The 26,572-nt window shown below is 71.0% G+C and carries 20 protein-coding genes; 17 read left to right on the top strand and 3 right to left on the bottom strand.

Annotated features, from left to right (window positions below; translation table 11 throughout):
* Window positions 1-23: 23 nt before the first annotated feature.
* On the bottom strand, window positions 24-1,004 hold the full coding sequence (locus OHA58_RS15950; RefSeq protein ID WP_405479342.1) for an ATP-binding protein: 981 nt from the start codon (window positions 1,002-1,004) through the stop codon (window positions 24-26).
* Between the two features lie 101 nt (window positions 1,005-1,105).
* Here OHA58_RS15950 and OHA58_RS15945 point away from each other — a divergent pair, with 101 nt between their 5' ends.
* Window positions 1,106-1,930 (top strand): oxidoreductase, encoded by an 825-nt coding sequence (locus OHA58_RS15945; RefSeq protein WP_405479341.1) that lies wholly within the window; start codon window positions 1,106-1,108, stop codon window positions 1,928-1,930.
* A 403-nt stretch (window positions 1,931-2,333) separates the two neighbouring features.
* On the opposite strand, the gene OHA58_RS15940 is transcribed toward OHA58_RS15945, so the two are convergent.
* Window positions 2,334-3,179, bottom strand: a complete 846-nt coding sequence (locus OHA58_RS15940; RefSeq protein WP_405479340.1) for an HAD family hydrolase — start codon at window positions 3,177-3,179, stop codon at window positions 2,334-2,336.
* 594 nt (window positions 3,180-3,773) lie between these two features.
* On the opposite strand from OHA58_RS15940, the gene ssd reads away from it, so the two are divergent.
* The 7 genes from ssd (at window position 3,774) to OHA58_RS15905 (ending at window position 9,190) form a co-directional block, all read left to right on the top strand.
* Window positions 3,774-4,895 carry a septum site-determining protein Ssd gene (gene ssd, locus OHA58_RS15935; RefSeq protein ID WP_405479339.1) on the top strand — a complete coding sequence of 374 codons (1,122 nt, stop codon included), beginning with the start codon at window positions 3,774-3,776 and terminating at the stop codon, window positions 4,893-4,895.
* 148 nt (window positions 4,896-5,043) lie between these two features.
* Complete coding sequence (locus OHA58_RS15930) at window positions 5,044-6,189, top strand: TadA family conjugal transfer-associated ATPase (protein ID WP_405484996.1); 1,146 nt, start codon at window positions 5,044-5,046, stop codon at window positions 6,187-6,189.
* A 106-nt stretch (window positions 6,190-6,295) separates the two neighbouring features.
* Complete coding sequence (locus OHA58_RS15925; protein WP_405479338.1) at window positions 6,296-7,228, top strand: type II secretion system F family protein; 933 nt, start codon at window positions 6,296-6,298, stop codon at window positions 7,226-7,228.
* Window positions 7,225-8,010: a type II secretion system F family protein gene (locus OHA58_RS15920; RefSeq protein ID WP_405479337.1), complete on the top strand. Its 786-nt coding sequence runs from the start codon at window positions 7,225-7,227 to the stop codon at window positions 8,008-8,010. Before OHA58_RS15925 ends, OHA58_RS15920 begins: the two co-directional genes overlap by 4 nt.
* Before the next feature lie 118 nt (window positions 8,011-8,128).
* Window positions 8,129-8,332: a DUF4244 domain-containing protein gene (locus OHA58_RS15915; protein ID WP_100597770.1), complete on the top strand. Its 204-nt coding sequence runs from the start codon at window positions 8,129-8,131 to the stop codon at window positions 8,330-8,332.
* A complete protein-coding gene (locus OHA58_RS15910) occupies window positions 8,325-8,780 on the top strand; it encodes a TadE family type IV pilus minor pilin (RefSeq protein ID WP_405479336.1) in 456 nt (151 codons plus the stop codon). Before OHA58_RS15915 ends, OHA58_RS15910 begins: the two co-directional genes overlap by 8 nt.
* Window positions 8,777-9,190 (top strand): Rv3654c family TadE-like protein, encoded by a 414-nt coding sequence (locus OHA58_RS15905; RefSeq protein WP_405479334.1) that lies wholly within the window; start codon window positions 8,777-8,779, stop codon window positions 9,188-9,190. Before OHA58_RS15910 ends, OHA58_RS15905 begins: the two co-directional genes overlap by 4 nt.
* 34 nt (window positions 9,191-9,224) lie before the next feature.
* On the opposite strand, the gene OHA58_RS15900 is transcribed toward OHA58_RS15905, so the two are convergent.
* On the bottom strand, window positions 9,225-11,774 hold the full coding sequence (locus OHA58_RS15900; RefSeq protein WP_405479333.1) for a DEAD/DEAH box helicase: 2,550 nt from the start codon (window positions 11,772-11,774) through the stop codon (window positions 9,225-9,227).
* Between the two features lie 80 nt (window positions 11,775-11,854).
* On the opposite strand from OHA58_RS15900, the gene bldG reads away from it, so the two are divergent.
* The 9 genes from bldG (at window position 11,855) to OHA58_RS15855 (ending at window position 26,518) form a co-directional block, all read left to right on the top strand.
* Window positions 11,855-12,196: an anti-sigma factor antagonist BldG gene (bldG, locus tag OHA58_RS15895; RefSeq protein WP_003975386.1), complete on the top strand. Its 342-nt coding sequence runs from the start codon at window positions 11,855-11,857 to the stop codon at window positions 12,194-12,196.
* 97 nt (window positions 12,197-12,293) lie between these two features.
* The gene (locus OHA58_RS15890) at window positions 12,294-12,731 is read left to right on the top strand and encodes an ATP-binding protein (RefSeq protein ID WP_405479332.1); all 438 of its coding nucleotides are present in this window, start codon (window positions 12,294-12,296) and stop codon (window positions 12,729-12,731) included.
* 331 nt (window positions 12,732-13,062) lie between these two features.
* Window positions 13,063-15,468 carry a sodium-translocating pyrophosphatase gene (locus OHA58_RS15885; protein ID WP_405479331.1) on the top strand — a complete coding sequence of 802 codons (2,406 nt, stop codon included), beginning with the start codon at window positions 13,063-13,065 and terminating at the stop codon, window positions 15,466-15,468.
* Window positions 15,469-15,686: 218 nt separating this feature from the next.
* Window positions 15,687-16,277, top strand: coding sequence for a small secreted protein (locus OHA58_RS15880; RefSeq protein ID WP_405479329.1), 591 nt, complete (start codon window positions 15,687-15,689; stop codon window positions 16,275-16,277).
* A 392-nt stretch (window positions 16,278-16,669) separates the two neighbouring features.
* Window positions 16,670-18,193, top strand: coding sequence for a methyltransferase (locus tag OHA58_RS15875; RefSeq protein WP_405479328.1), 1,524 nt, complete (start codon window positions 16,670-16,672; stop codon window positions 18,191-18,193).
* Between the two features lie 200 nt (window positions 18,194-18,393).
* Entirely contained in the window at window positions 18,394-18,591 is a 198-nt protein-coding gene (locus tag OHA58_RS15870) for a hypothetical protein (protein WP_405479326.1), read from the top strand.
* 249 nt (window positions 18,592-18,840) lie between these two features.
* On the top strand, window positions 18,841-21,663 hold the full coding sequence (topA, locus tag OHA58_RS15865) for a type I DNA topoisomerase (RefSeq protein ID WP_405479325.1): 2,823 nt from the start codon (window positions 18,841-18,843) through the stop codon (window positions 21,661-21,663).
* Between the two features lie 213 nt (window positions 21,664-21,876).
* Window positions 21,877-25,137 (top strand): dTMP kinase, encoded by a 3,261-nt coding sequence (gene tmk / locus OHA58_RS15860; RefSeq protein ID WP_405479324.1) that lies wholly within the window; start codon window positions 21,877-21,879, stop codon window positions 25,135-25,137.
* Between the two features lie 175 nt (window positions 25,138-25,312).
* Complete coding sequence (locus tag OHA58_RS15855) at window positions 25,313-26,518, top strand: DNA polymerase III subunit delta' (RefSeq protein ID WP_405479322.1); 1,206 nt, start codon at window positions 25,313-25,315, stop codon at window positions 26,516-26,518.
* Window positions 26,519-26,572 lie beyond the last annotated feature (54 nt).

Raw genomic sequence — 26,572 nt, 5'->3', positions numbered from 1 at the left:
CCGGTCGGGCGTGGCCGCGCCGGTCAGGCGGTGGCGGCCACACTCTCCTGGAGGACGAAGGTGGGGTCGACCTGGGCCGCCAGGTCGGCGCCCGTCTTCGCGTTGCCCCAACTCTGCGCGTTCTTCAGGTGGAAGTGGATCATCTGGCGTGTGTAGCGCTCCCAGTCGCGGCCCGCGTAGGCGGCGTCCGCGGCGGACCTGAGCGTGCGCAGGGCGGCCGCGTTGGGCTCCTCCAGGAGATCGAACCGGGGCGGGCGGCCCTTCTCCATGGCGCGTACCCAGTCGGAGTGCCCGACGGTGACGAGCAGGTCGTCCCCCACCTGTGCGCGGAGGAAGTCGAGGTCGTCCTGGCCCTGCACCTTGTTCCCCACGACCTTCAGCGTGATGCCGAAGTCCCGTGCGTACTCCTTGTACTGGCGGTAGACCGAGACCCCCTTACGAGTCGGCTCGGCGACGAGGAACGTCATGTCGAAGCGGGTGAACATGCCGGAGGCGAAGGAGTCCGAACCCGCGGTCATGTCGACGACCACGTACTCGTCGCGGCCGTCGACGAGATGGTTCAGACACAGCTCCACCGCTCCGGTCTTGGAGTGGTAGCAGGAGACACCGAGGTCGGCTTCGGTGAAGGGGCCCGTGACCATCAAACGCACGGCCCCGCCGTCGAGTTCCACGGGTCGGGCACACGCGTCGTACACCGGGTTGTTCTCGCGTACCCGCAGAAGGCGCGAGCCCTCGCCGGGCGGGGTCGTCTTGATCATCGTGTCCGCGGAGGCGATCCGTGGATTCGAGCCGCGCAGGTAGTCCTTGATGAGGGGGAGGCGTGCGCCCATGGCGGGCAGTTCGGCCGCCTGGTCGTCGTCGAGACCGAGCGCGGGCCCCAGGTGCTGGTTGATGTCGGCGTCCACCGCGATGACCGGGGCGCCCATGGCGGCGAGGTGACGGATGAAGAGCGAGGACAGCGTGGTCTTCCCGCTGCCGCCCTTCCCCACGAAAGCGATCTTCATGTTCACCAAGGGTAGTGGGGTAGTCGCTGTTCGTGTCCGTGCAGCGTGAAGAAGACCACTCCTTCGTGGGGCGGGGCCCTGAACTGCGTAGGGTCGTACCCATGAGTACGACAGCCGACCCCCTTGCCGCCCTCGGGGCCCTTCCGGGCGTGGCCGACTCCGTGGACTCCGTGCGCAAGGCCGTGGACCGGGTCTACGGCCATCGGGTCATGCGGCGTCGCAGCACTGCGGTCACCTCCGAGGCCGCGCTGCGCGGCGCGCGGGGCAGCGCGGCGCTGTCCGGCGCCGACTGGCCGCTCGAAGAGGTGCGCAGGCGCTCCGACTTCAGTGGCGCGGGCGGGGACGAGGAGGCGCGCACCGTCGGCGCTGCCCTGCGGCTGACGGCGGAGGCGGGCCAGCTCCTGTCGATCTGGCGGCAGTCCCCGCTGCGGGTGCTCGCACGCCTGCACCTCGTGGCGGCGGCCGACAGCGGCGATACGGTGGGGCGCCCCCGTCAGGGAGGCGAGCCGGTCGACGAGCCGCTGGTCGAGCTGCCGCTGCCGGACGCGCAGGAAGTGGCGGGCCGGCTGGAAGGGCTCTCCGGCTTGATCATTGCGGGCGGCTCGGCTCCGGCCCTGGTCACCGCGGCTGTCGTGCACGGCGAACTGCTCGCGCTGCGGCCCTTCGGGTCGTACAACGGCCTGGTCGCGCGCACGGCCGAGCGCATCGTCCTGGTGGGCAGCGGTCTCGACCCCAAGTCGATCTGTCCCGCCGAGGTGGGACACGCGGAGCAGGGGCGCGCGGAGTATCTGGCCGCGCTCGAAGGCTATGTGTCGGGCACTCCGGAAGGGGTTGCCGCGTGGATCGCGCACTGCGGGCGGTCCGTGGAGTTCGGCGCCAGGGAGTCGACGGCGGTGTGCGAGGCGCTCCAGCGCGGCGCGGCGTAGACGCCGTAACGGGTTCCTGGGCAGTCCCTGAAAAGGGTTGCGGCGGTACGAGTCCTCGTACCGCCGCTGGCATGTTCACCTGGTTACCAAGCGTCCTCGAAAATTGCCCATCAGGTCGGGAACTTAGCCCGTGGCCTGGTGCGGCTGGCCCGTAATCGACGGGTCGACGTCGCGTGGGTAGCTGGCGTTCATGCTCGGTCCGTGGGGCCTTGGTTGCGTTTAAAGGTGATCCTCTCGGATGTCCCTTGGTCTCGCGGGCCGTTGCTTTATTTGTACTCCAGGTGTGGAGGAAGCGAAACCCCTGGCCGTACTTCTTTACTTTTAGGTTCAATTAGGGGCGAAACGGGCGCCCGGGGGTGACCCTGTTCGGCGGCCGTGTGGCGGGCCTGCTCAAAGGGGCCGGTCAGCTGGCCGTGGCGCGCCGGCGGCTCGCGTACCAGACCAGGCCCGCGGTGGCCGCCGCGGCGCCGACGGCGGCGGCCGCGACGAGGGCGGGCCGCGACGGAGCGGACAGAGTGGGCAGCCGCTGCTTGAGTCGGACGGGCCGGTTGAAGTCGAGAATCGGCCATTCGCGCGCGAGCGCCTCACGGCGGAGCGCCCGGTCCGGATTGACCGCGAAGGGGTGGCCGACTGCCTTCAGCATCGGCACATCGGTCGCCGAGTCGCTGTACGCGTAGCAGCGCGAGAGGTCGTACCCCTCGGACCGGGCGAGCTCCTCGATCGCCTCCGCCTTCGTCGGCCCGTACGCGTAGTACTCCACCTCACCCGTGAAGCAGCCGTCGTCGCCCACCACCATGCGCGTGGCCACCACGCGGTCCGCGCCGAGGAGTTCACCGATCGGCTCGACGACCTCCGCGCCGGATGTGGAGACGATCACTACGTCGCGCCCCGCGGTGTGGTGCTCCTCGATGAGCGACGCGGCCTCGTCGTAGATGATCGGGTCGATCAGGTCGTGGAGCGTCTCGGCGACGATCTCTTTCACCTGCTGCACGTTCCATCCGCGGCACAGCGCCGAGAGGTACTCGCGCATCCGCTCCATCTGGTCGTGGTCGGCGCCGCCGGCGAGGAAGACGAACTGCGCGTACGCGGTCCGCAGTACCGCCCTGCGGTTGATCAGCCCGCCTTGGTAGAACGACTTGCTGAAGGTGAGCGTGCTCGACTTCGCAATGACCGTCTTGTCCAGGTCAAAGAACGCGGCAGTGCGGGGCATCGAGTGGGTCAAGGAGTGGTTTTCCACGAGCCCGAGCATAGGCGCCCACCATTCGGCGTAAGCTGTGGCGCGTGGGTTTGCCTGAGAAGGCTCTCGGGTACACCATGGAAGTCACGGATCGTTCGCGACCGTGCTAACCCGGTCTGGCTCCTCCCCCCCCGAGTCGGACCGTGGGGACGACCCCCGCTCTCCCCCCCGGCGGGGGTCGTCGCATGTCCGGACCCACTTTGGGTCCGGACTTTTGCGTTCTCCAGCCTTGTGTCGCCCCGCGCCGTGCTTCCGGCGGACGCCGCCTCGCACCCAATCTACGTCACCGTGTGTAGTCGAGGGGCTGCTCTGTGGAAGGTGTGGACGGGGTAGTTGAGGGGCCGCCCTAGATGGCACAAGTGATGTCACCGGTATGGGTGATGGGGATATTCACAAGCACTCTCTTGTCCACAGTAATTGACCAAGATCCACACGATTTCCGGGATCGCTGCACGGTGATTCCACTCGCGAAGTCGGGACCGGTGTTCATTACCGGTTCCGTTTGCCGGTCGGGCAGTCGGTAGGGATGTCGGCCGGGTCAGGCTGCGCGAGGGGAGTGGCCGGCTCGCAGGTGCGAGCGGGACAGCGAGCGAGGGGGCGGAAATCGTGGCGGGAGCCATCACATGCGACCGGGCGCCGGTCGCCGACGGGCGGCGGCGCACACCGCTGATCGTGACCGAGGACGTGGATCTGCTGGACGACCTGCTGCGGCTGTGTGCCGCGGCCGGCGCGCGGCCCGAGGTCCATCACGGGGTGCCGGAGCGCAGAGGGAGCTGGGAATCGGCGCCGCTGGTGCTCGTCGGGGACGACGCGGTCGAGCGGGTACGGGGTGTGGCGCGGCGGCGTGGCGTCGTGCTGGTGGGGCGTGACCAGGACGATTCGGGGGTGTGGCGGCGGGCCGTCGAGATCGGCGCCGACCATGTGCTGATGCTGCCGGACGGCGAGCAGTGGCTGATGGACCGGATCGCCGACGTGGCCGAAGGCGTGGGGAGGCCCGCGCTCACCGTCGGGGTGATCGGCGGGCGAGGCGGTGCCGGGGCGTCCACGCTGGCGTGCGCGCTCGCCGTGACGTCGGCGGGAACCGGGCGGCGCACACTCCTCGTCGACGCGGATCCCCTGGGCGGCGGGCTCGACGTGCTGCTCGGCGGGGAGGCCGCGGAAGGGATGAGGTGGCCCGCGTTCGCGGAGTCGCGGGGGCGGGTCGCGGGGGGCGCGCTGGAGGAGTCGCTGCCCGAGCTGCATGCCCTGCGGGTGCTGAGCTGGGACCGGGGCGACACGGTGGCGGTCCCGCCCGAAGCCGTACGGGCGGTGCTGGCCGCGGCGCGGCGGCGGGGCGGCGCGGTGGTGGTGGATCTGCCGCGCCGGGTCGACGAAGGGGCGGCCGAGGCGCTGGCCCAGCTGGATCTGGGGCTGCTCGTGGTGCCGCCGGAGCTGAGGGCCGTCGCTGCGGCGAAACGGGTCGCCTCCGGCGTGGGGATGGTGCTGCGTGACCTGCGCGTGGTCGTGGGGCCTTCGCGCGGGGGTGCGGCCGGCCTGCTCGATCCGGAGGAGGTCGCACGGCTTCTCGGGCTTCCCCTCGTCGGTGAACTTCCGGCGGAGGGCGCGCTGTTGGCGGCCGATGGCGGCGGACTGCCGCCGGGTGGTGCGGCGCGGGGGCCGCTCGCGCGGTTCTGCACGGCCTTTTGGGAGCGGGTGCCGGTTGTGGCGGCTGAGGGGGGTGGGGCGTGAGAGCGGGGCGTGGGAGCGGGGGTGTGGGGGTTGGCATGTGGGCGTGGGTGCGGGTGCGGGTGTGGCGGGTCGACGGGGGTGGGCTGTGAGTACGGGTGTGGTCGGTGATGACGGTGGGCGGCGCGTGAGCGGGGTCGTGGGCGCGCGCATGTTGGACGGGGTGCGGCAGTGGCTCGCGGAGAACGGTGCGGAGGCGACCCCGGCGCGGGTGGCGGAGGCGCTCAGGGCCCAAGGGAAGCTCCTCGGGGACGCCGAAGTGCTGGGCGCGGCCGGTCAGTTGCGCTCCGAACTCGTGGGCACGGGACCGCTTGAACCTCTGCTCGCCGACGCCTCGGTGACCGACGTGCTGGTGTCCGCACCCGACCGGGTGTGGGTGGACCGGGGCGGTGGCCTGGAGCTGACGGGCGTGGCGTTCGAGAGCACCTCATCCGTGCGCAGGCTCGCGCAACGGCTCGCGGCGGTCGCCGGGCGGCGCCTGGACGACGCGAGGCCGTGGGTCGATGCCCGGCTGCCGGACGGGACCCGGCTGCACGCTGTCCTGCCGCCCGTCGCCGTCGGCTGTGCGTGCCTGTCGCTGCGGGTGGTGCGGCCACGTGCCTTCACGCTGGAGGAGCTCGTGACGGCGGGGACGGTGCCGCCCGGCGGGGACCGGGTGCTTCGGGCTCTTCTCGACGCCCGGCTGTCCTTCCTGATCAGCGGCGGTACGGGGTCTGGGAAGACGACGCTCCTGAGCGCGTTGCTCGGCCTGGTGGGGCCGGGGGAGCGCGTGGTGCTCGCCGAGGACTCCGCCGAGCTGCGGCCCGACCATCCGCATGTCGTGCGGCTCGAGGCACGGCCGGCCAACCAGGAAGGGGCGGGGCTCGTGGCCCTGGACGACCTGGTGCGTCAGGCACTGCGCATGCGGCCGGACCGCCTTGTGGTGGGCGAGGTGCGGGGCCCGGAGGTGGTGGCGCTCCTCGCCGCGCTGAACACGGGACACGAAGGTGGCTGCGGCACGGTCCATGCGAACGCCGCCCATGATGTGCCCGCCCGCCTCGAGGCCCTGGGGACGGCGGCCGGCCTCGATCGCGGCGCGCTGCACAGCCAGTTGGCGGCGGCCCTGTCGGTGGTTCTTCACCTCGTACGGGACCGGAGGGGCCGCCGTCGCATCGCCGAGGTCCATGTTCTGGAACGTGACGCAGCCGGCTGGGTGGTCACAGTGCCGGCGCTGCGGTGGGGCGAGGGGGAGTTCGTACGGGAGCGGGGGTGGGGGCGGTTGCGAGGGTTGCTCGGGGAGTTCGCGGAGGGGAGTTAGGCGTGTTGGGGCTGGCGTGGGGTGGGGCTGGGGCTGGTGTGTGGGGGGCGGTCGGGGTGGTTGGGCGGCGCGGCTCTTTGGACGGGGCGTGGGTTGGTGAGAGGTGATGTCCGTGGAGGGGGCGGTTGTTGTGGCTGGAATTGGCACTGGGGTTGGGGCGGTGGGAGTCGGGGTGGGGCCCGGTGGTTGTGCGGCTCTGGTCTGTGTGGGGGCCGCGGCCTGGGTTGCCGGTGGTGGGCACGGGCGTGAGGTGCGGCGGGCGAGAGAGCTGCTGGGTTCCGGCGGTGGTGTGCCGTGGGGTGCGCAGGCGTGGCGTGAGGGTTGGGCGCGGTTGCGGGAGCGGTGGGAGTGGTGGGTGCTGGTCGTAGGGGCCGTGCTCGCGGCCCTCGGGGCTTCCGTGGTGCCGCTGGTGGTGGGCGCGGCGGGGGTGCCTCTGGCGGCGCGGGTGCGGCGGGACCGGGAGGCGCGACGGGTGCGGGAGCGTCGGGCGGACGCGGTGATCTCGCTGTGCGGGGTGTTGGCGGGGGAGGTGCGCGCGGGGCGGCAGCCGGGAGAGGCGCTGATCGTGGCGGTTCGTGAGGAGGGGGAGATGACAGCGGGCGTGGGCGGCTCGGGCGCCGGTGATGGGGCGGTGGTGGCTGCTGCCCGGTTCGGTGGGGACGTGCCGGGGGCCCTCCGGGAGGCGGCGCGGGAGCCGGGGGCCGAGGGGCTGTTGGGGCTCGCGGCGTGCTGGCGGGTGGCGGTGGACCGGGGTGCAGGGCTCGCGGCTGGGCTGGAGCGTCTCGCGGGCGCCCTGCGGGCCGAACGGGACCAAAGGGCGGATCTGCGCGCCCAGTTGGCCGGGTCGCGGTCGACGGCGGTGATGCTCGCGGGGCTTCCCGTTCTGGGGCTGCTGCTGGGGAGTGTGCTCGGAGCCCGGCCGTTGAGGGTGCTGTTGCACACGGGTGCGGGGTTCGGGTGCCTGCTGGTGGGTGGGGTGTTGGAGGGAGTGGGGCTGTGGTGGGCGCTGCGGATCGTACGGGGAGCGGAGGAGCGATGAACGTTGTCCACAGGCTGGGGCTCGTGCTGTGCGTCGTGGCGGCCCTGGGGTGGGTCATGCACGAGGTGGCGGTACGTCGCAGGGAACGGGCGCTGCTGCGGAGGTTGAATGCCCTGCTGGAGGCCGTGGCTGAGAAGCCCGCGGGGCGGAGTGTGGATGTGCGGGGCGCCGTCGGCCGGTGGGGGCCGTCAATGGGGGCGGTGTGTGCCGGATACGTGCTGGTGGGCGGGGCTGCCGGGCTGGGTCTGGGGCTGGTCGCGGCGTTCGGGGTGTGGCGGTGGAGGCGAAGGGCCCGTGCGGCGGCCGACGTGGCGTCGTCCTCGGAGGCCGCGCACGCACAGGCGCGTCGGCAGCTGCCCTTGGCCGCGGATCTGCTGGCCGCGTGCATCGCAGCCGGCGCCGATCCCGTGAGGGCGGCGAGGGCTGTGGGGGAGTCGCTGGGCGGGCCGGTCGGGGAGGTTCTGGCGCGGGGCGCGGCCCAGGTGCGGCTTGGCGGTGAACCGCGCGCTGCGTGGCGGCAGTTGGCGTCGATACCGGGGGCCGGTGCGCTGGCCGGGCTTCTTGAGCGGGCCGGTGATTCGGGCGCCCCGGCCGCGGAGCCGGTGGCGCGGCTGGCCGCGGAGGCCCGGGCCGAGCGAGGGCGAGCGACCGCCGCGGTGGCGCGCCGGGCGGCCGTGCTGATCACGGCGCCAGTGGGCCTGTGCTTCCTGCCCGCGTTCGTGGCCATCGGAGTGCTGCCCGTGGTGATCGGGGTGGCCGGCGGGCTGTTGGGAGGTCGGTGAGAGGCCGCGGGGGCGGCCCGGGCCGGTGCGTGGCGCGGCCCGAGTTCGGTGGACGTCATGTGGGCGTCAGCCGGTGGGGAACGTCAGAGGAACTTCGAGGAATTTCATGGGGGTTGGGATGTACGGAGTGATGCGGGCGCGTGCCGGGATGTGGGTGCGTCGGATGCGTGCGGCGAGGCGGGACGCGGGGATGGTCACGTCGGAGTACGCGATGGGGCTGATCGCGGCGGTCGGGTTCGCCGGGCTGCTGCTGAAGGTGCTGACCAGCGGACAGGTGCAGGCCGCGCTTCAGGGGATCGTCGAGAGGGCGCTCCATGGGTAGGGCGGGCCCGCGCAGGCGACGGGCCGGTGAGCGGCGCGCCGGTGACCGGGGATTCGTGACGGCGGAGGCGGCCGTGGTGCTGCCGGTGCTCGTGACCTTCACGCTGGCGCTGGTCTGGGCGCTGATGGCCGCGTCCGCGCAGATCCAGTGCGTGGACGCAGCCAGGGCGGGCGCCAGGGCGCTCGCCCGCCAGGACCCGCAGGGGTCGGCCGTGGAGTCGGCGAAGAGGGTCGCGCCGCGTGGCGCGAAGGTCGCCGTGAGCCGGGAGGGCGACCTGGTCCGCGTCGCCGTCGAGGCCGCCGCGCCCGGACCGGGGGTGCTGAACGTCCATCTGCGGGCCGACGCGGTGGCGTTGGCGGAGGAGACGGTGGGGACGGCTGAGGAGACGGTGGGGAGGGCTGAGGCAGACGAGGTAGCCGGGACAGCGGAGGTGGTGAGTGAGTCATGAAGAGGCGGAGGGAGTCTGAGGACCGGGGTTCCGCGACCGTGTGGGCCGTGATGGCGATGGCCGCGCTCGGGCTGGTCTTCGGGTGTGTACTGACCCTGGGGCAGGCCGTCGTCGTACGCCACCAGGCAGGCGGGGCAGCCGACTTGGCGGCTCTCGCGGCCGCCGATCACTGGATGGAGGGCCGGAAGGAGGCCTGCGCCCACGCGGCGAGGGTGGCGGCCGCCCAGGACACGCGGCTCGTGCGGTGTGCGGTGTACGGAGAGGTCTCCGATGTCACCGCGGCGGCCGGCGTGGCGCCACTGACGACGGAGGTCAGGGCCCGGGCGGGGCCTGCGGGTCCGGTGTCACCTGAGGCCGCGACCGACCCAGCAGGCCCGGCTGATCCGGTCGGCCACGCTGATCCCGGGTGAGGGGCCTCGATCCAGGGTGAGGGACCTCGCAAGATCAGCAGTCAGCGTCCTGACCGGGTTCCCGATGCTGCGATGTCGGCCGCCCCTTGGGCGAGGCCTGCGCCGCAGGTGCCGCCGTAGCCGACGGCGCCCCTGCCGGTGGCGCGTCCCTCAGGAGGACCTTCAGCAGCCGTACCGCGCCACGCTTGTGGAGAGGGTCGTTGCCGTTGCCGCACTTGGGGGACTGGATGCAGGACGGGCAGCCCGCCTCGCACTCGCAGGAGGCGATCGCTTCGAGGGTGGCCGTGAGCCACTCGCGGGCCGTGTGGAACGCGCGCTCCGCGAATCCCGCCCCGCCGGGATGGCCGTCGTACACGAAGACCGTGGGCAGCAGGGTGTCCGGGTGGAGCGGGATGGAGACGCCGCCGATGTCCCAGCGGTCGCAGGTGGCGAACAGCGGCAGCATGCCGATGGAGGCGTGTTCGGCGGCATGGAGCGCGCCGCCGAGGATCTCCGGGTTCACGCGGGCCGCGTCGAGTTGGTCCTCCGTCACCGTCCACCACACGGCGCGGGTGCGGAGGGTGCGGGGAGGGAGGTCGAGTTTGGTCTCGCCGAGGACTTCGCCGGTGATGAGGCGACGGCGCAGGAAGGAGACGACCTGGTTGGTGACTTCGACGGAGCCGTAGCACAACCGGCCGTCACCCCAAGGGACTTCGATGTCCGTCTCCAGGACGGAGATGGCGGTGGTGTCGCGGGCGGTGGTCGAGTAGGTCGGGTTGGCCTCCTCGACGAGGGCGACCGAGTCCTCCAGGTCCAGGTGCTTCACGAGGTAGGTGCGGCCCTGGTGGAGGTGGACCGCGCCGTCGTGGACGGTCGTGTGCGCCGAGCCGGCGTCCACGGTGCCCAGGAGGCGCCCCGTACCCGCCTCGACGATCTGTACGGGGCTGCCGCCGTCGCCTCGGATGTCCGTCAGATCGGCGGCGCGTTCGCGGCGGGTCCAGTGCCAGGCCTTGGTGCGGCGGCGCAACAGCTTGGCGTCCTCCAGCTGGGGGAGCAGCTCGGCGGTGGTCGGGCCGAAGAGAGGCAAGTCGTCGTCAGTGAGCGGGAGTTCAGCGGCGGCCGCGCACAGGTGGGGGGCGAGGACGTACGGGTTGTCGGGGTCCAGGACCGTGGACTCCACCGGCTGGTCGAAGAGGGCTTCGGGGTGGTGGACGAGGTATGTGTCCAGTGGGTCGTCGCGGGCGACGAGAACGGCGAGCGCACCCTGCCCCGACCGTCCCGCGCGGCCTGCCTGCTGCCACAGCGATGCCCTGGTGCCCGGATAGCCGGCGATGACGACAGCGTCCAACCCTGAGACGTCGATACCGAGTTCGAGGGCGGTGGTGGCGGCGAGGCCGAGGAGTTCGCCGGAGTGCAGGGCGCGTTCGAGGGCGCGGCGTTCCTCGGGCAGGTAGCCGCCGCGGTAGGCGGCGACGCGGCGGGCGAGGGAGCGGTCGATCTCGGCGAGGCGTTCCTGGGCGATCACCGAGATCAGCTCGGCGCCGCGCCGGGAGCGTACGAAGGCCACGGAGTGGACGCCCTGCACGGTCAGGTCGGTCAGCAGGTCCGCCGTCTCGGCGGTGGCGGTGCGGCGGACGGGGGCGCCCTTCTCGCCGTGGAGATCGGTGAGAGGGGGCTCCCAGAGGGCGAAGACGAGCTCTCCGCGGGGCGAGGCGTCGTCGGCGATCTCGAGGACCGGGAGACCCGTCAGGCGCTCTGCAGCGACGGCCGGGTCGGCGGCGGTGGCGGACGCCAGCAGGAACACGGGTTCCGAGCCGTAGCGGGCGCACAGGCGGCGCAGACGGCGCAGGACCTGGGCGACGTGGGACCCGAAGACGCCGCGATAGGTGTGGCACTCGTCGATGACGACGTACTTGAGCGACTTGAGGAAGGAGGACCAGCGGGGGTGTGAGGGCAATATCCCGCGGTGCAGCATGTCGGGGTTGGTCAGGACGTAGTTGGCGTACTGCCGCACCCACTCGCGTTCCTCGACGGGGGTGTCGCCGTCGTAGACCGCGGGGCGGATCGCCGTGCCGAGCGGTTGTGAAAGTTCCTTCACCGATCGGCACTGGTCCGCGGCGAGGGCTTTCGTCGGCGCGAGGTAGAGCGCGGTCGCGCCACGCCCGTTCGGTGCCTCGGAGCCGTCGAGGAGCCGGGAGAGCACCGGGACGAGGTACGCCAGGGACTTTCCGGAGGCCGTTCCGGTGGAGACGACGACCGACTCGCCGTCCATCGCGTGCTCGGCGGCGAGCGCCTGGTGGGCCCAGGGGTGCTCGATTCCGGCCGACTGGACGGCGGCGATGACCTCGGATCGGATGCGGTCGGGCCATACGGCATGACGACCCGGTCGCGGGGGCAAGTGCTCCGTATGAGTGATGCGCGAAGCCCGGCTCGGACCCGAGGCGAGCCGGTCGAGAATCGCCCCTGGAGAGGGGCGGGAAGCGGTGTCCGCCGCGGGTTGTCCGCGACGGTGATTCTTGGCCATCGGCACCGAGTGTGTCACTGGCGTGACGGACAATGCTCCTAAGGCGTCGTGCACGCCTGCCGGTAAGTGATTGAATGCCATCGCGGCTGGCGATCCGTCCCGGGGGCTCTGCCGAGGTGTCCCGAGGGACGACCGCTCGATAGCAAGGTGCTGGAGGATCCGTGGACCTGTCCCTGTCGACCCGTACCGTCGGCGATCGTACGGTCGTCGAGGTCGGTGGCGAAATCGATGTATATACCGCGCCCAAGCTGCGAGAGCAGCTGGTCGAGCTGGTGAACGACGGCAGCTTCCACCTTGTCGTCGACATGGAGGGAGTCGATTTCCTCGACTCCACCGGGCTCGGCGTGCTGGTGGGCGGTCTGAAGCGAGTGCGGGCCCATGAGGGCTCGCTGCGACTGGTCTGCAACCAGGAGCGCATTCTCAAGATCTTCCGTATCACCGGCCTGACCAAGGTGTTCCCCATCCACACCTCGGTCGAGGAAGCCGTAGCGGCTACCGACTGATCGGTCACCGGCCCACAGGCCGGTGGCTGAGCGGAAGTGGGGGCCGGGCCGATGGCCCGGTCCCTTCAGAGCACGCCCGTACATCCGAGGGGGATGCATGGCCACCGTCGAACTCCGATTCAGCGCGCAGCCCGAGCACGTCAGAACCGCCCGCCTGGTGGCGGCCGCGGTGGCGCGCAGGGCCGGAGTGGACGAGGCCGTGCTCGACGAGGTCAGGCTCGCTGTCGGCGAGGCCTGCAGCCGCGCCGTCGGTCTTCACCGGAGCAGCGGTATCGCTGCACCCGTTCGGGTACTTCTCACCGAGGAGGAGAAGCAGTTCTCCATCGAGGTCGGGGACGAGGCTCCGCGGAGTGTTCCGGGCGATCAGTCGTCCGGCGCGCCCGGCGGGTCGGACGATCTGGAGGCGGAGGGTGAGGACGACATGGGCCTCGCCGTCATCAGTGGCCTCGTCGACGACGTGGAGGTCACCGCGGACGAGTCCGGTGGACTCATTCGGATGACTTGGCCGACCACGCCGGCGACTCTTCCGTCCTGACGCGGTCCCCCCGGCGTCCACGCAACGCCCCCTGATTCGCCCGCCCGTGGCTCCGCCCGATGGTTCCCCCATGTGATCGTTTCTGGCTCGAGGCCCTGCAGTCACCCCGGTGAGCAGGGCCCTTTTGCATTTCCTAGATCGTCGATCATAATTGGATCAAGCCTCAATGCTTTCAGGGCATTACTGCTTCTTGTGCGCCCATCGTGTTGGACGATCATTCGCCGGGTAGTAACGGATGGCAAATTCCGTTTCTCGCGCACTGTTTTGATCAGGCGCCGCTCCCTACAATCCGTCCACATCTTGAGCTCAGCCCAAGCGTCAAGGAGGACGAATGGCGGGGCTTTCTACCCCTCAAGCGTTTGACCACCCCTCAACCTTCGCAGCCGCGGTCCTGACCGACGACAACCGCCTCATCGTCATGGTGATCGGGATCGTCGCGCTCGCCGCCCTCGTGGTGGCTGCAGTGCTCGTACGCCAGGTACTGGCGGCAGGCGAGGGCACCGACAGCATGAAGAAGATCGCGGCAGCGGTCCAGGAAGGCGCGAATGCCTATCTCGGGCGGCAGCTGCGGACCCTCGCGGTATTCGCCGTCGTGGTGTTCTTCCTGCTCATGCTGCTGCCCGCGGACGATTGGAATCAGCGAGCCGGGCGTTCGATCTTCTTCCTGATCGGCGCGGTGTTCTCGGCGACCACCGGATACATCGGAATGTGGCTCGCGGTGCGCAGCAATGTGCGCGTCGCCGCCGCGGCCAGGGAAGCAACCCCGGCGGAAGGCGAGCCGGAAAAGGATCTCACCGCCGTCTCGCACAAGGCCATGAAGATCGCTTTTCGCACGGGTGGCGTAGTCGGCATGTTCACGGTGGGGCTGGGCCTGCTCGGCGCCTCCTGTGTCGTGCTGGTCTACGCGGCCGACGCGCCCAAGGTCCTCGAAGGATTTGGCCTCGGCGCGGCGCTCATCGCGATGTTCATGCGTGTCGGAGGCGGCATCTTCACCAAGGCCGCCGACGTCGGCGCCGACCTGGTCGGCAAGGTCGAAAAGGGCATTCCGGAGGATGATCCGCGTAATGCCGCGACCATCGCCGACAACGTGGGCGACAACGTCGGCGACTGTGCCGGTATGGCCGCCGACCTCTTCGAGTCGTACGCCGTCACGCTGGTCGCCGCGCTGATCCTCGGCAAGGCGGCCTTCGGCGACTCCGGGCTCGCCTTCCCGCTGATCGTTCCCGCGATCGGCGTAGTGACGGCCATGATCGGAATCTTCGCCGTGGCGCCACGCCGGACCGACCGCAGCGGGATGAGCGCGATCAACCGCGGGTTCTTCATCTCCGCGGTCATCTCGCTCGCCCTTGTGGCCGTAGCCGTCTACACCTATCTGCCGGGGACGTATGCCGAGCTCAACGGCATCACCGACGCGGCGATCAAGGTGAAGGACGGCGATCCGCGGATCCTGGCCCTCGTCGCCGTGGCCATCGGTATCGTGCTCGCCGCGCTGATCCAGCAGCTCACGGGCTACTTCACCGAGACCAGTCGGCGCCCGGTCCGCGACATCGGCAAGTCGTCGCTCACCGGACCTGCCACCGTGGTGCTCGCCGGAATCTCCGTCGGTCTCGAATCGGCCGTCTACACCGCCCTGTTGATCGGTCTCGGCGTGTACGGGGCGTTCCTGCTCGGCGGCACGTCGATCATGCTGGCGCTGTTCGCCGTCGCCCTCGCGGGCACGGGCCTGCTCACCACGGTCGGCGTCATCGTCGCCATGGACACCTTCGGACCCGTCTCCGACAACGCGCAGGGCATCGCCGAGATGTCCGGTGACGTGACGGGCTCGGGCGCGCAGGTCCTCACCGACCTGGACGCCGTGGGCAACACCACCAAGGCCATCACCAAGGGAATCGCCATCGCCACGGCCGTACTCGCGGCCTCGGCGCTCTTCGGGTCCTATCGTGACGCGATCGTCTCCGCCGCCAAGGACGTCGGCGAGAAGGTCGGCGACGGCGGCCCGATGAACCTCGTGATGGACATCTCGCAGCCCAACAACCTGGTGGGCCTGATCGCCGGCGCCGCGGTCGTCTTCCTCTTCTCCGGACTCGCGATCAACGCGGTGTCGCGGTCCGCGGGTGCCGTGGTCTACGAGGTGCGGCGGCAGTTCCGCGAACACCCCGGGATCATGGACTACACGGAGAAGCCGGAGTACGGGCGCGTCGTCGACATCTGCACGAAGGACGCGTTGCGGGAGTTGGCCACGCCGGGTCTGCTCGCCGTTCTCGCGCCCATCGCGATCGGTTTCACGCTCGGCGTCGGTGCCCTCGGTTCGTTCCTCGCCGGGGCGATCGGCACCGGCACGCTGATGGCGGTCTTCCTCGCCAACTCCGGTGGCGCGTGGGACAACGCGAAGAAACTCGTCGAGGACGGGCACCACGGCGGCAAGGGCAGTGAGGCCCACGCCGCGACCGTCATCGGTGACACGGTCGGCGACCCGTTCAAGGACACGGCCGGGCCCGCGATCAACCCGCTTCTGAAGGTGATGAACCTGGTGGCGCTTCTTATCGCGCCCGCGGTCGTCAAGTTCAGCTTCGGGGCGGACGCGAGCCTGGGCGTACGGATCGTCGTCGCCGTGCTGTCGATCGGCGTGATCGTCGGTTCCGTTTACGTCTCCAAGAGGCGCGGCATCACGGTCGGCGACGACGACAACTCCGACCACGTATCGAAGCGGGAGGCGGATCCGGCGGTGGTTTCCTGACCCCGGGTTTCACCTGGTCAGGCACGGCCGCGAGCTCAACGGGCGGGCGGGCAGCGCGTATTGACGCGCTGCCCGCCCGCCCGTGTCAGGTGACGGTTCTTCAGTGAGGCTTATCTCTCTTGGTGCAAATGGCTACAAAAAGCCGATAAAGCACTCGTAGCGGACGTCCGGCATGCGATTGTCGCCCACTTGGCGTGTATGTTCCGGGGCCGAGAGCCATGGAAGGGACCAATCCGGTGAACAAGAAGCTTGCAGCCGCACTGTCCGGCGGTGCGGTACTGGTGCTTGCGCTGTCGGGATGCAGCAGCGACGACGGCAACGAGAAGCTGGACTCCTGGGCCAAGACGGTCTGTGACTCGGTCCAGCCGCAGGCCAAGAAGATCGAGGACGCCAACGCCGCGATCCAGAAGGAGACCTCGGACAACAGCAAGCCCGCGGACGTCCAGAGCACCGACTCGAAGGCCTTCCAGGACATGTCCGACGCCTACAAGGCGATCGGTTCGGCCGTGGACAACGCGGGCGCCCCGCCGGTCGACGGCGGCGACAAGAAGCAGAAGGACGCGGTTAAGGAGCTCAACGCGATCTCGGCCTCGTACGCGGACCTGAAGAAGCAGGTCGACAAGCTCGACACGAAGGACCAGGCGAAGTTCGCCGACGGCCTCAAGGGCATCGCGGGCGAGCTCGACAAGCTGAGCCAGAGCGGGAGCGACGCGCTCAAGAAGCTGGAGGAGGGCGACGTCGGCAAGGCGATGGCGAAGCAGGACAGCTGCAAGAGCGCGTCCGCTTCCCCGGCTCCCTCCAAGAGCTGACGCGGGTGAGCCGATCCCGGGAGTTGGCTCAGGCGAGCTGACTCCGGGGGTTGGCTTCGGGAGTTGACTCAGGCGAGCTGACTCCGGGGGTTGGCTTCGGGAGCTGGCTCAGGCGAGCTGACTTCAGGGTCTGGCTTCGGGTGCGGGCTCAGGCGAGCTGACTTCAGGGTCTGGCTTCGGGTGCGGGCTCAGGTGAGCTGACTCCGTGAGTCGGCTCTGGGGCGAGTCGGCTCTACGTAGAGCTGGCGGTGAGCGGACTCCGGGTGCTGGCTCTGGGGCGAGCTGACTCAGAGGGCTGACGTTTCCCCCGTGTCCCCGGTGCCGTCTTCACGCGGTGCCGGGGACACGTCGTATGTGGGTGGCCATCGGGGGTCCGGGGTGACAATGGGGGCGTGAGTAGCTCCAGTCTGTCCAAGTTGCCGTCCATTGACCGTGACGATGTCGCCGCCCGGCTGCGTGAGTCCCTGTTGGGGGCCGAGTTCACCGCCGACGGCCTGCTCGAGCTGCTCGGGGCGCCTGCCTACGCGGCGCTCGCGCGGAGCGAGACCGTCCCCGCCCTGCGGGCGACCCGCGGGGACAGCCCGCTGGAGACGCTCGTACGGCTGTTCCTGTTGCAGCAACCCGCGGAGTACGCGCGCGTGGCGGCCGTTCTGCCGGTCGAGGAGTGCCTGGAGAGCGGGTGGCTGACGCGCGCCGGTGACGACGAGGTCGCCGCGTCCGTCGACGTACGGCCGTACGGCGGGCCCGACGGCGAGGACTGGTTCATCGTGTCCGACCTCGGGTGCGCCGTAGGCGGCGCCGGAGGCATCGGCAGCCGCGCCGAGGGCGTCGTCCTGGGCGTCGGCGGTGCGTCCACGACGCTGTCCGGGATCACCGTGCGGACGCCCGTGGAGAGCGCACTCGACCTCGGTACGGGTTCCGGGATCCAGGCCCTGCACGCCACCCGGCACGCCACGCGTGTCGTCGCCACCGACCTCAACCCGCGCGCCCTCCACATGACGGCGCTGACCCTCGCCCTCTCCGGTACCGGCCGCGCCGACCTGCACGAGGGCTCACTGTTCGAGCCCGTGGGCGACGAGACGTACGACCTGATCGTGTCGAATCCGCCCTTCGTCATCTCGCCGGGTGTGCGGCTGACGTACCGCGACGGCGGGATGGCCGGGGACGATCTGTGCCGCACGCTCGTTCAGGAAGCGGGGGCACGACTGAACGAGGGCGGGTACGCGCAGTTTCTCGCCAACTGGCAGCACGTCGACGGGGAGGAGTGGACCGACCGGCTCCGGTCCTGGGTGCCGCGCGGGTGTGACGCGTGGGTCGTGCAGCGCGAGGTGCAGGACATCACGCAGTACGCCGAGTTGTGGCTGCGGGACGCCGGGGATCACCGCACTGACCCGGCGGAGTACGCGGCGCTGTACGACGCGTGGCTCGACGAGTTCGAGGCGCGCAAGGTGCGGGGCGTCGGGTTCGGCTGGATCACCCTGCGCAAGGCCCCGGAGGGCGTCGAGCCGTCCGTCACGGTGGAGGAGTGGCCGCACTCCGTCGAACAACCCCTCGGGGACACGGTGCGGGCGCACTTCGTGCGCCTCGACTATCTGCGCACGCACGACGACGCCGCCCTGCTCGGCGCCCACTTCAGGCTCGCGGGCGAGGTCGTGCAGGAGCAGGTCGGGCTGCCGGGGGCCGAGGACCCGGAGCATGTGGTGCTGCGCCAGCACCGCGGGATGCGCCGGGCCACGAAGGTGGACACGATCGGCGCCGGGTTCGCGGGCGTCTGCGACGGCACCCTCAGCGCCGGCCGGATCCTCGACGCCATCGCACAACTCGTGGGGGAAGACCCGGTCTTGCTGCGGGACCGCACGCCCGCGCAGATCAGGATGCTCGTCGAGCAGGGGTTCCTGGAGCTGGCTCAGGTCTGACGCGGGGGCTGACGCGATTCCGCTTTTCTTTCGGAAGATCTCGGGAGATCTTCCGAAAGACCTCAAAGGATCTCCGACGGCGCCCCGTGACATCGTTGCCAAAGGCACACCATGGCGGTCGTTCACCCGAGGTTCGCCCTGTCGTCTCCCGCGCGTGTCAGCCTCACCGGCCTGGGACCCCAGCACCGGGAGGAAAAGCCATGGAAAGCGGACCAGCGATCTTCGCCGGGACCGTGTTCACGCTGTTCGGGGCGGGACTGCTGCTGTGGACCGCGGCGCGTGTCCTGCACCGCGCACCCGTCGCCGACGGTGTGAGCCCTGTCGCATCGGCGACGCTCGCCGGCCTGGCCGCAGTGGCCTCCCTGGTGCTCGGGGTGTGGTGCTTCGGCCGGTTCTGAGCGGCGGCCCGCAGGGGGTGTCCCGGGTGAGGGCCCGGTGGACGTCCCGGACACCCTGTGGGCACTCCGGGCGGCAGGATCGTCGGTAGTCGGGTTACCGTTCGAGTGGCCGTTGCGAGCTTTTCCCGTTTGACACGGGGGCGGGAGGTACCGTCACACTCCGCAGCGACACCGCACGTACCGCAGTGCCGACCCCCACGTCCTGAGGGCGCGGGGGATCCCCAGCGCCGACCGGAGAGAAGAGCGAAGTTGTCCCCGACCAGCGAGACCGCACACGGCGGCCGCCGACTCGTCATCGTCGAGTCGCCTGCCAAGGCGAAGACGATCAAGGGCTACCTCGGTCCTGGATACGTCGTCGAAGCGAGCGTCGGGCACATCCGCGACCTCCCGAGCGGCGCCGCCGAGGTGCCCGAGAAGTACACCGGCGAGGTGCGCCGGCTCGGTGTGGACGTCGAACACGACTTCCAGCCGATCTATGTGGTCAACGCGGACAAGAAGGCGCAGGTCAAGAAGCTCAAGGACCTGCTGAAGGACTCCGACGAACTCTTCCTCGCCACCGATGAGGACCGCGAAGGCGAAGCCATCGCGTGGCACCTCCTCGAGGTCCTGAAGCCCAAGGTCCCCGTCCACCGGATGGTCTTCCACGAGATCACCAAGGACGCGATCCGCAGCGCCGTCGCCAACCCGCGCGAGCTCAACAAGCGCATGGTCGACGCCCAGGAGACCCGCCGCATCCTCGACCGCCTCTACGGCTACGAGGTATCGCCGGTCCTGTGGAAGAAGGTCATGCCGCGTCTGTCGGCGGGCCGCGTCCAGTCCGTGGCCACCCGCCTCGTCGTCGAGCGGGAGCGCGAGCGCATCGCCTTCCGCTCCGCCGAGTACTGGGACCTGACGGGCACCTTCGCGACCGGCCGCTCCGGCGACGCCAGCGACCCGTCGAACCTCGTGGCCCGCCTGAGCGCGGTCGACGGCAAGCGCATCGCGCAGGGCCGCGACTTCGACTCGCTCGGCCAGCTGAAGTCCGCGAACGTGCTGGCCCTGGACGAGACGAACGCCCGCGCGCTCGCCGCCGCCCTGGAGAACACGAACTTCGCCGTACGGTCCGTCGAGTCGAAGCCGTACCGCCGCTCGCCGTACGCCCCGTTCCGTACGACGACGCTGCAGCAGGAGGCGAGCCGCAAGCTCGGCTTCGGCGCGAAGGCCACCATGCAGGTGGCCCAGAAGCTGTACGAGAACGGCTTCATCACCTATATGCGTACGGACTCCACGACCCTGTCCGACACGGCGGTCTCGGCCGCCCGTGCGCAGGTCACGCAGCTGTACGGGGCCGACTACCTGCCGGACAAGCCGCGCACGTACGCCGGCAAGGTCAAGAACGCGCAGGAGGCGCACGAGGCGATCCGCCCGTCGGGTGATCGTTTCCGCACCCCCGCCGAGACCGGCCTGACCGGCGACCAGTTCCGGCTCTACGAGCTGATCTGGAAGCGGACCGTCGCCTCCCAGATGAAGGACGCGGTCGGAAACTCCGTCACGGTCAAGATCGGCGGCACCTCCGCCGACGGCCGGGGCGTCGAGTTCTCCGCCTCCGGCAAGACGATCACCTTCCACGGCTTCCTCAAGGCCTACGTCGAGGGCGCGGACGACCCGAACGCCGAGCTCGACGACCGTGAGCGCCGGCTGCCGCAGGTCTCCGAGGGCGACGCGCTGTCCGCCGAGGAGATCACCGTCGACGGCCACGCGACCAAGCCGCCGGCCCGCTACACCGAGGCCAGCCTGGTCAAGGAGCTGGAAGAGCGGGAGATCGGCCGCCCGTCGACGTACGCGTCGATCATCGGGACCATCCTCGACCGCGGTTATGTGTTCAAGAAGGGGACGGCCCTTGTGCCCTCCTTCCTGTCCTTCGCCGTGGTCAACCTCCTGGAGAAGCACTTCGGGCGGCTCGTCGACTACGACTTCACCGCCAGGATGGAGGACGACCTCGACCGCATCGCCCGCGGTGAGGCGCAGGCCGTGCCGTGGCTGCGGCGCTTCTACTTCGGCGAGGGCGAGGGCTCCGGAGGAGCCGCCGAAGCGGGCAACGGCGACGGCGACCACCTCGGCGGCCTCAAGGAGCTCGTCACCGACCTGGGCGCGATCGACGCCCGTGAGGTGTCGTCCTTCCCCGTCGGTGAAGGCATCGTCCTGCGGGTCGGCCGCTACGGCCCGTACGTCGAGCGAGGTGAGAAGGACGCGGAGGGCCACCAGCGCGCCGACGTGCCCGACGACCTGCCGCCGGACGAGCTGACGATCGAGTACGCCGAGGAGCTCCTCGCCAAGCCGAGCGGTGACTTCGAGCTGGGCGCCGACCCCGTCTCCGGGAACCAGATCATCGCGAAGGACGGTCGCTACGGGCCGTACGTCACCGAGGTGCTCCCCGAGGGCACCCCGAAGACCGGCAAGAAGGCGGTTAAGCCGCGTACGGCGTCGCTCTTCAAGTCGATGTCCCTCGACACGGTCACCCTGGACGACGCACTCAAGCTGATGTCCCTGCCGCGCGTGGTCGGCGCCGACGCCGAGGGCGTCGAGATCAGCGCGCAGAACGGGCGGTACGGGCCTTACCTGAAGAAGGGCACCGATTCGCGCTCCCTGGAGACCGAGGACCAGCTCTTCAGCATCACGCTGGAGGAGGCCCTCGCGATCTACGCGCAGCCCAAGCAGCGCGGGCGCGCGGCCGCCAAGCCGCCGCTGAAGGAACTCGGCGAGGACCCGGTCAGCGGGAAGCCCGTCGTCGTCAAGGACGGCCGCTTCGGCGCGTACGTCACGGACGGCGAGACGAACGCGACGCTCAGGTCGTCCGACTCCGTCGAGGAGATCACGCCCGAGCGCGGCTACGAACTGCTCGCCGAGAAGCGGGCGAAGGGCCCCGCCAAGAAGACGGCCAAGAAGGCTCCGGCGAAGAAGGCGCCTGCCAAGAAGACGGCTGCCAAGAAGACCGCCGCTTCGAAGACGACGGCTGCGAAGAAGACGACCGCCGCGAAGAAGACGACGGCCAAGAAGGCGACGGCTTCGAAATCGACCTCTACGGAGGAGTAGTCCTCCTGTAGTCGTCGTGTAGTCGTCGTGTAGTCGTCCTCTACGGAGGTCCTTCTACGGAGGTCCTTCTACGGGGGTCCTTCTGCGGAGGAGTAGGCACACGGGAGTGTGCACGCGCGCGTGAATGTCATACGGCCGCCGGGGCGAGTGCCCCGGCGGCCGTATGTTCGGGTGGACCTTCGGGGAGTCAGTGGGTCCGGATAGGCTGGACGAATGACGCGAGCCGAGCAGCCAACGGCCAAGAATCCGGCCCCCGACGACGCCCTGGTCGCAGATTCCCGGGAGCGCGCCGTCCGCGCCCTGCTGCGGGTCCCGCAGCTGAAACGACTGTGGAGCGCCCAACTCGTTGGCGGCATCGGTGACGCGCTCGGGCTTCTCGTGCTCGTGGTGCTGGCCCTTCAGGTAGCCGTCTCCGAGGGCTCGTTCGGGGGCGGGTACCGGGGCGTGGCCTTCGCCGTCGCCGCCGTGTTCGGCGCGCGCGTCCTGTCGACGCTGCTCTTCGGAGCCGTACTCCTCGGCCCGCTGACGTCGCTGACCTCCAAGGACGGCCCCCTCGACCGACGCTGGACGATGGTCGGCGCGGACGGCGTGCGGGCCGCGCTCCTCATCGTCGCGCCCCTGTGGATCGACTGGACCCCGGACAACGCTCTGGCGGTTCTGCTCGTCACCGCCTTCGTGGCCGGCGTCGCCGAGCGCTTCTGGACCGTGTCGCGCGAGAGCGCGGCGCCCGCGCTGCTGCCCGCGCCGCCCCTCGAAGGCGCGGCCGTACGCCCGCTGCCCGACCACATGGACGCGCTGCGGCGCCTCTCCCTGCGCACCGGTTTCGTGGCGCTGCCCCTCGCGGCAGCCGCGCTCGTCGTCGTCACTCTCGTGGGGAACCTGATCGGGGCCGGGGTCGACTGGTTCGGCCTGCACCAGGCTGCACTGGCCTCCTACGTAGCGGCCGGTCTGTTCGCCGCCTCGCTCTCCGTCGTCTTCTTCCTCGAACTGCCCGACACGCAGACCCCGCGCGCGCGGTCCCCGCTCGAGGGCATGCGCCGCCCCAAGACCGGCAGCGGTGTCGACAAGGGACGCACGGGAGCCATCCCGCTCCTCGTCCTCGCCTGCGCCGCCGTCGCCGGGGCGATCTCGGCGGCCGTCGCCGTCTCCGTACTGCACGCCAAGGACCTGTCAGGCGGCCCGGTGATGTTCGGGCTGCTCGTGCTCGGGCTCACGGGCGGCACGGTCGTCGGCATCCGCTCGGCGCCCTCCGTGCTGCCGTCGCTGTCGCGCCGCAGGCTCCTCGCGCTGGCGATCGCCCTGACCGGCATCGCCCTGCTCGCTGCCGGCCTGGTCCCCGACGTCACCAGCGTCCTGCTGATCGTCACCCTCGCCGGCGTCACCGCGGGCATCGCCGCCAACACCGGGCACACCCTCCTCGACCAGGAGTCCGAGGACTACCGGCGCGCCCGCACGACCGAGCACCTCCAGGCCGTCGTCCGCGTGTCCATCGCGGTCGCCGCCGTCGCCGCGCCCCTGCTCGCGGCCGCGATCGGCCCGCACCGGCTGGTCAACGGCAAGTTCGTGTTCGCGCACGGCGGCGCCGCCTTCACGCTGATGCTCGTCGGCGCCCTGCTGCTGCCCGTGGCCGCCCTCGTACTCGCCAAGGCCGACGACCGCAGCGGAGTGCCCCTGCGGCACGACCTGCGCGACGCGCTGCTGGGCGGGAACGATCCGGCGCAGGCCCCCGCCGCCACCGGCTTCTTCATCGCCCTGGAGGGCGGTGACGGCGCCGGGAAGTCGACCCAGGCCGAGGCACTCGCCGAGTGGATCCGCGGCAAGGGCCACGAGGTCGTCGTCACGCGCGAACCCGGCGCGACCCCGGTCGGCAAGCGGCTGCGCTCGATCCTCCTCGACGTGTCGTCGGCCGGCCTCTCGCACCGGGCCGAGGCCCTCCTGTACGCCGCCGACCGCGCGGAGCACGTGGACACCGTCGTACGGCCCGCCCTCGAGCGCGGCGCCGTCGTCATCTCCGACCGCTACATCGACTCGTCCGTCGCCTACCAGGGCGCCGGTCGCGACCTGTCGCCGACCGAGGTCGCCCGCATCAACCGCTGGGCGACCGGCGGACTCGTACCGCATCTGACCGTTCTGCTCGACGTCGACCCGCAGGCGGCACGTGAGCGGTTCACGGAGGCGCCCGACCGGCTCGAATCGGAGCCGGCCGAGTTCCACGCGCGCGTGCGCTCCGGTTTCCTCACGCTCGCCGCCGCCGACCCCGGCCGCTACCTCGTCGTCGACGCGGCCCAGGAGCCGGAAGCCGTCACGACCGTGGTCCGGCACCGGCTCGACATGGTGCTGCCGCTCTCCGACGCCGAGGTGAAGGCCCAGGAAGAGGCCCGTAAGGCCGCCGAGGAGGAGGCCCGCAGGAAGGCCGAGGCCGAGGCCGCCCGCAAGGCCGAGGAGGAGCGCGTCGAACGCGAGCGGCTGGCACAGCTCGCCAAGCTGCGCGCCGAGGAGGAGGAGCGCAAGCAGCGCGAGCTGGAGGAGGCGCAGCGGCGCGAGGCCGAGCGCCAGGCCGAAGAGGCCCGCCAACGCGCCGAGGAGTCGCGTCGCCGTGCCGAGGAGGAGCGCGCCAGGCTCCTCGCCGAGGAACAGACCCGGGCCGCCGAGGAGGAGCGCCGCCGCCGTCAGGCGGAGGAGGAGGCGCGCCTGCGCGCGGAGGCCGAGGAACGACGCCTGGAGAAGCAGCGCAAGGCGGAGGAGGCGCTGCTGCGGGCGGAGGAGGCTCGTCGGCTGGCGGCGGCGTCTGCGGCGGCTGCCTCTGCGGCGGCGGCTTCGGCTGCGTCCGAGTCAGCGGCGGCTTCTGCGGCTGGGGCCGGGTCCGAGGGCGCCGGCCGGCCCTCGAGGGCCGACAACGAGACCACCGTTCCCACGCCCGTGATGAATCCCACGGGTGGCGCGGCCGACGAAACGGCCGTCCTGCCGCCGGTCAGGGACGCAGGTACGGGTTCCGGGGCTGGGACTGCCTCTGGTGCTGGGCGTGGTGCTTGGCAGGGTGGGGACAACGACGAGACCACTCAGCTGCCGATGCCGCCGAATCCCGCACAGCAGGCCGGGGCCGCCGACGAGACGGCGGTGCTGCCGCCGGTGCGTGATGACTCCGTCGGTAGTGGTAGCGGTGCTGGTGCTGGTGCTGGCGATGGCGGGTCGGCGGATCGGGTTCCGCCGGGGTACTTCCGTGATGAGCGCCGGACTTCGGCGCCGTCGGCCGGGGGTGCGGGTGCCGGTGCGGGTGCCGGTCGTGGTTCGAATGACCGGACGCGTGAGCTGCCCCAGGTCGACGAGGAGGGCCGGCCCCGTCAGCGGCCGAGGCCCGACTGGGCGGAGGAGACTCCGCTGGACGACCTGCCGACGCTGGCGGACGAACTGCTCGGCGGGCACGACGACGACGGCGACGAGGGCGCCGGCGGCAGGCGCCGGGGGCGGCGCTGAGCCGACCGGGGCCGGCGCCGAGCCGGCCGAGGACCTGTCGCCGTCCGGCGACCGATTGCCGGCCCGATCGCTGGGTGGGTCGCCGGATCGGTCGCCGGACGGCGTTGTCAGTGCCGTCCCGCACAATGAATCCGGTAGAGCGAAGTGCCGGAGTTCGACGGTGAGGCGGTAGTCCATGCCCGTATGGGACGACCTGGTGGGTCAGGAGCGCGTGGCCGCGCAGCTCGACGCCGCCGCGCGGGACGCCGACGCGCTCGTCACGGCCACGGCGACGAAGGCGCCGCTGCCCGAGGCCTCCAAGATGACGCACGCCTGGCTCTTCACCGGTCCGCCTGGTGCGGGGCGGGCGACGGCGGCGCGCGCGTTCGCCGCGGCGCTCCAGTGCGTCAGCCCGGACCGAGCACTGGGCGGAGCCCCCGGCTGCGGATTCTGCGACGGCTGTCACACGAGCCTCGTCGGCACGCACGCCGACGTGGAGATCGTCCGTACGGATCTGCTCTCCATCGGTGTGAAGGAGACCCGCGAGCTCGTCCGCAGAGCACAGCTGTCGCCCGCCGTGGGCCGCTGGCAGGTCATCGTCCTGGAGGACGCGGACCGTCTCACGGAGGGCGCGGGGAACGTACTTCTGAAGGCCGTGGAGGAGCCCGCCCCGCGGACCGTCTGGCTGCTCTGCTCGCCCTCCCTCGAAGACGTGCTGCCCACGATCCGCTCCCGCTGCCGCCACCTGACGCTGCGTACACCCGCGGTCGAGGCGGTGGCCGACATGCTCGTACGACGCGACGGCATCGAGCCGGCCGTCGCCGCCGAAGCGGCCCGCGCCACGCAGGGCCACATCGACCGCGCGCGGCGCCTGGCCACGGATCCCCGCGCGCGGGCGCGCAGAGCGGCGGTGCTGAAGCTGCCCCTGCGGGTCGACGACATCGGCGGGTGCCTCAAGGCCGCGCAGGAGCTGATCGACACGGCGGCGGAGGACACCAAGCAGCTCGCCGAAGAGGTCGACACCAAGGAGACCGAGGAGCTGAGGGCTGCGCTCGGCGGACAGAGCGGCAGCCGGATGCCGCGCGGCACGGCGGGCGCCATGAAGGACCTGGAGGACCGCCAGAAGCGCCGCAGAACGCGTACGCAGCGAGACAGCCTCGACCTGGCCCTCACGGACCTCACGGGCTTCTACCGCGATGTGCTCGCCCTGCAGCTCGGCTCCCGCGTCGCCCTCGCGAACACCGACGCGCAGGACACCCTGGAGCGCCTCGCCCGCGCGGCCTCGCCCGAGGCCACGCTCCGCCGCATCGAGGCGATCGCCGAATGCCGTGACGCGCTCGACCGCAATGTGGCGCCGCTGCTCGCGGTGGAGGCGATGACGATGGCGCTGCGGGCGGGCTGACACGCCCTTCGGTTAACTCGTACGGGGCGCGGTAGCCACACATCGCGACTGACC

This window comes from Streptomyces sp. NBC_00009 (genome assembly GCF_045040855.1).
GTDB classification, from domain to species: Bacteria; Actinomycetota; Actinomycetes; order Streptomycetales; family Streptomycetaceae; genus Streptomyces; species Streptomyces aureus.
The sequence above is the reverse complement of the archived record's forward strand: the minus strand, read 5'-3'. Positions and strand labels throughout refer to the sequence as shown.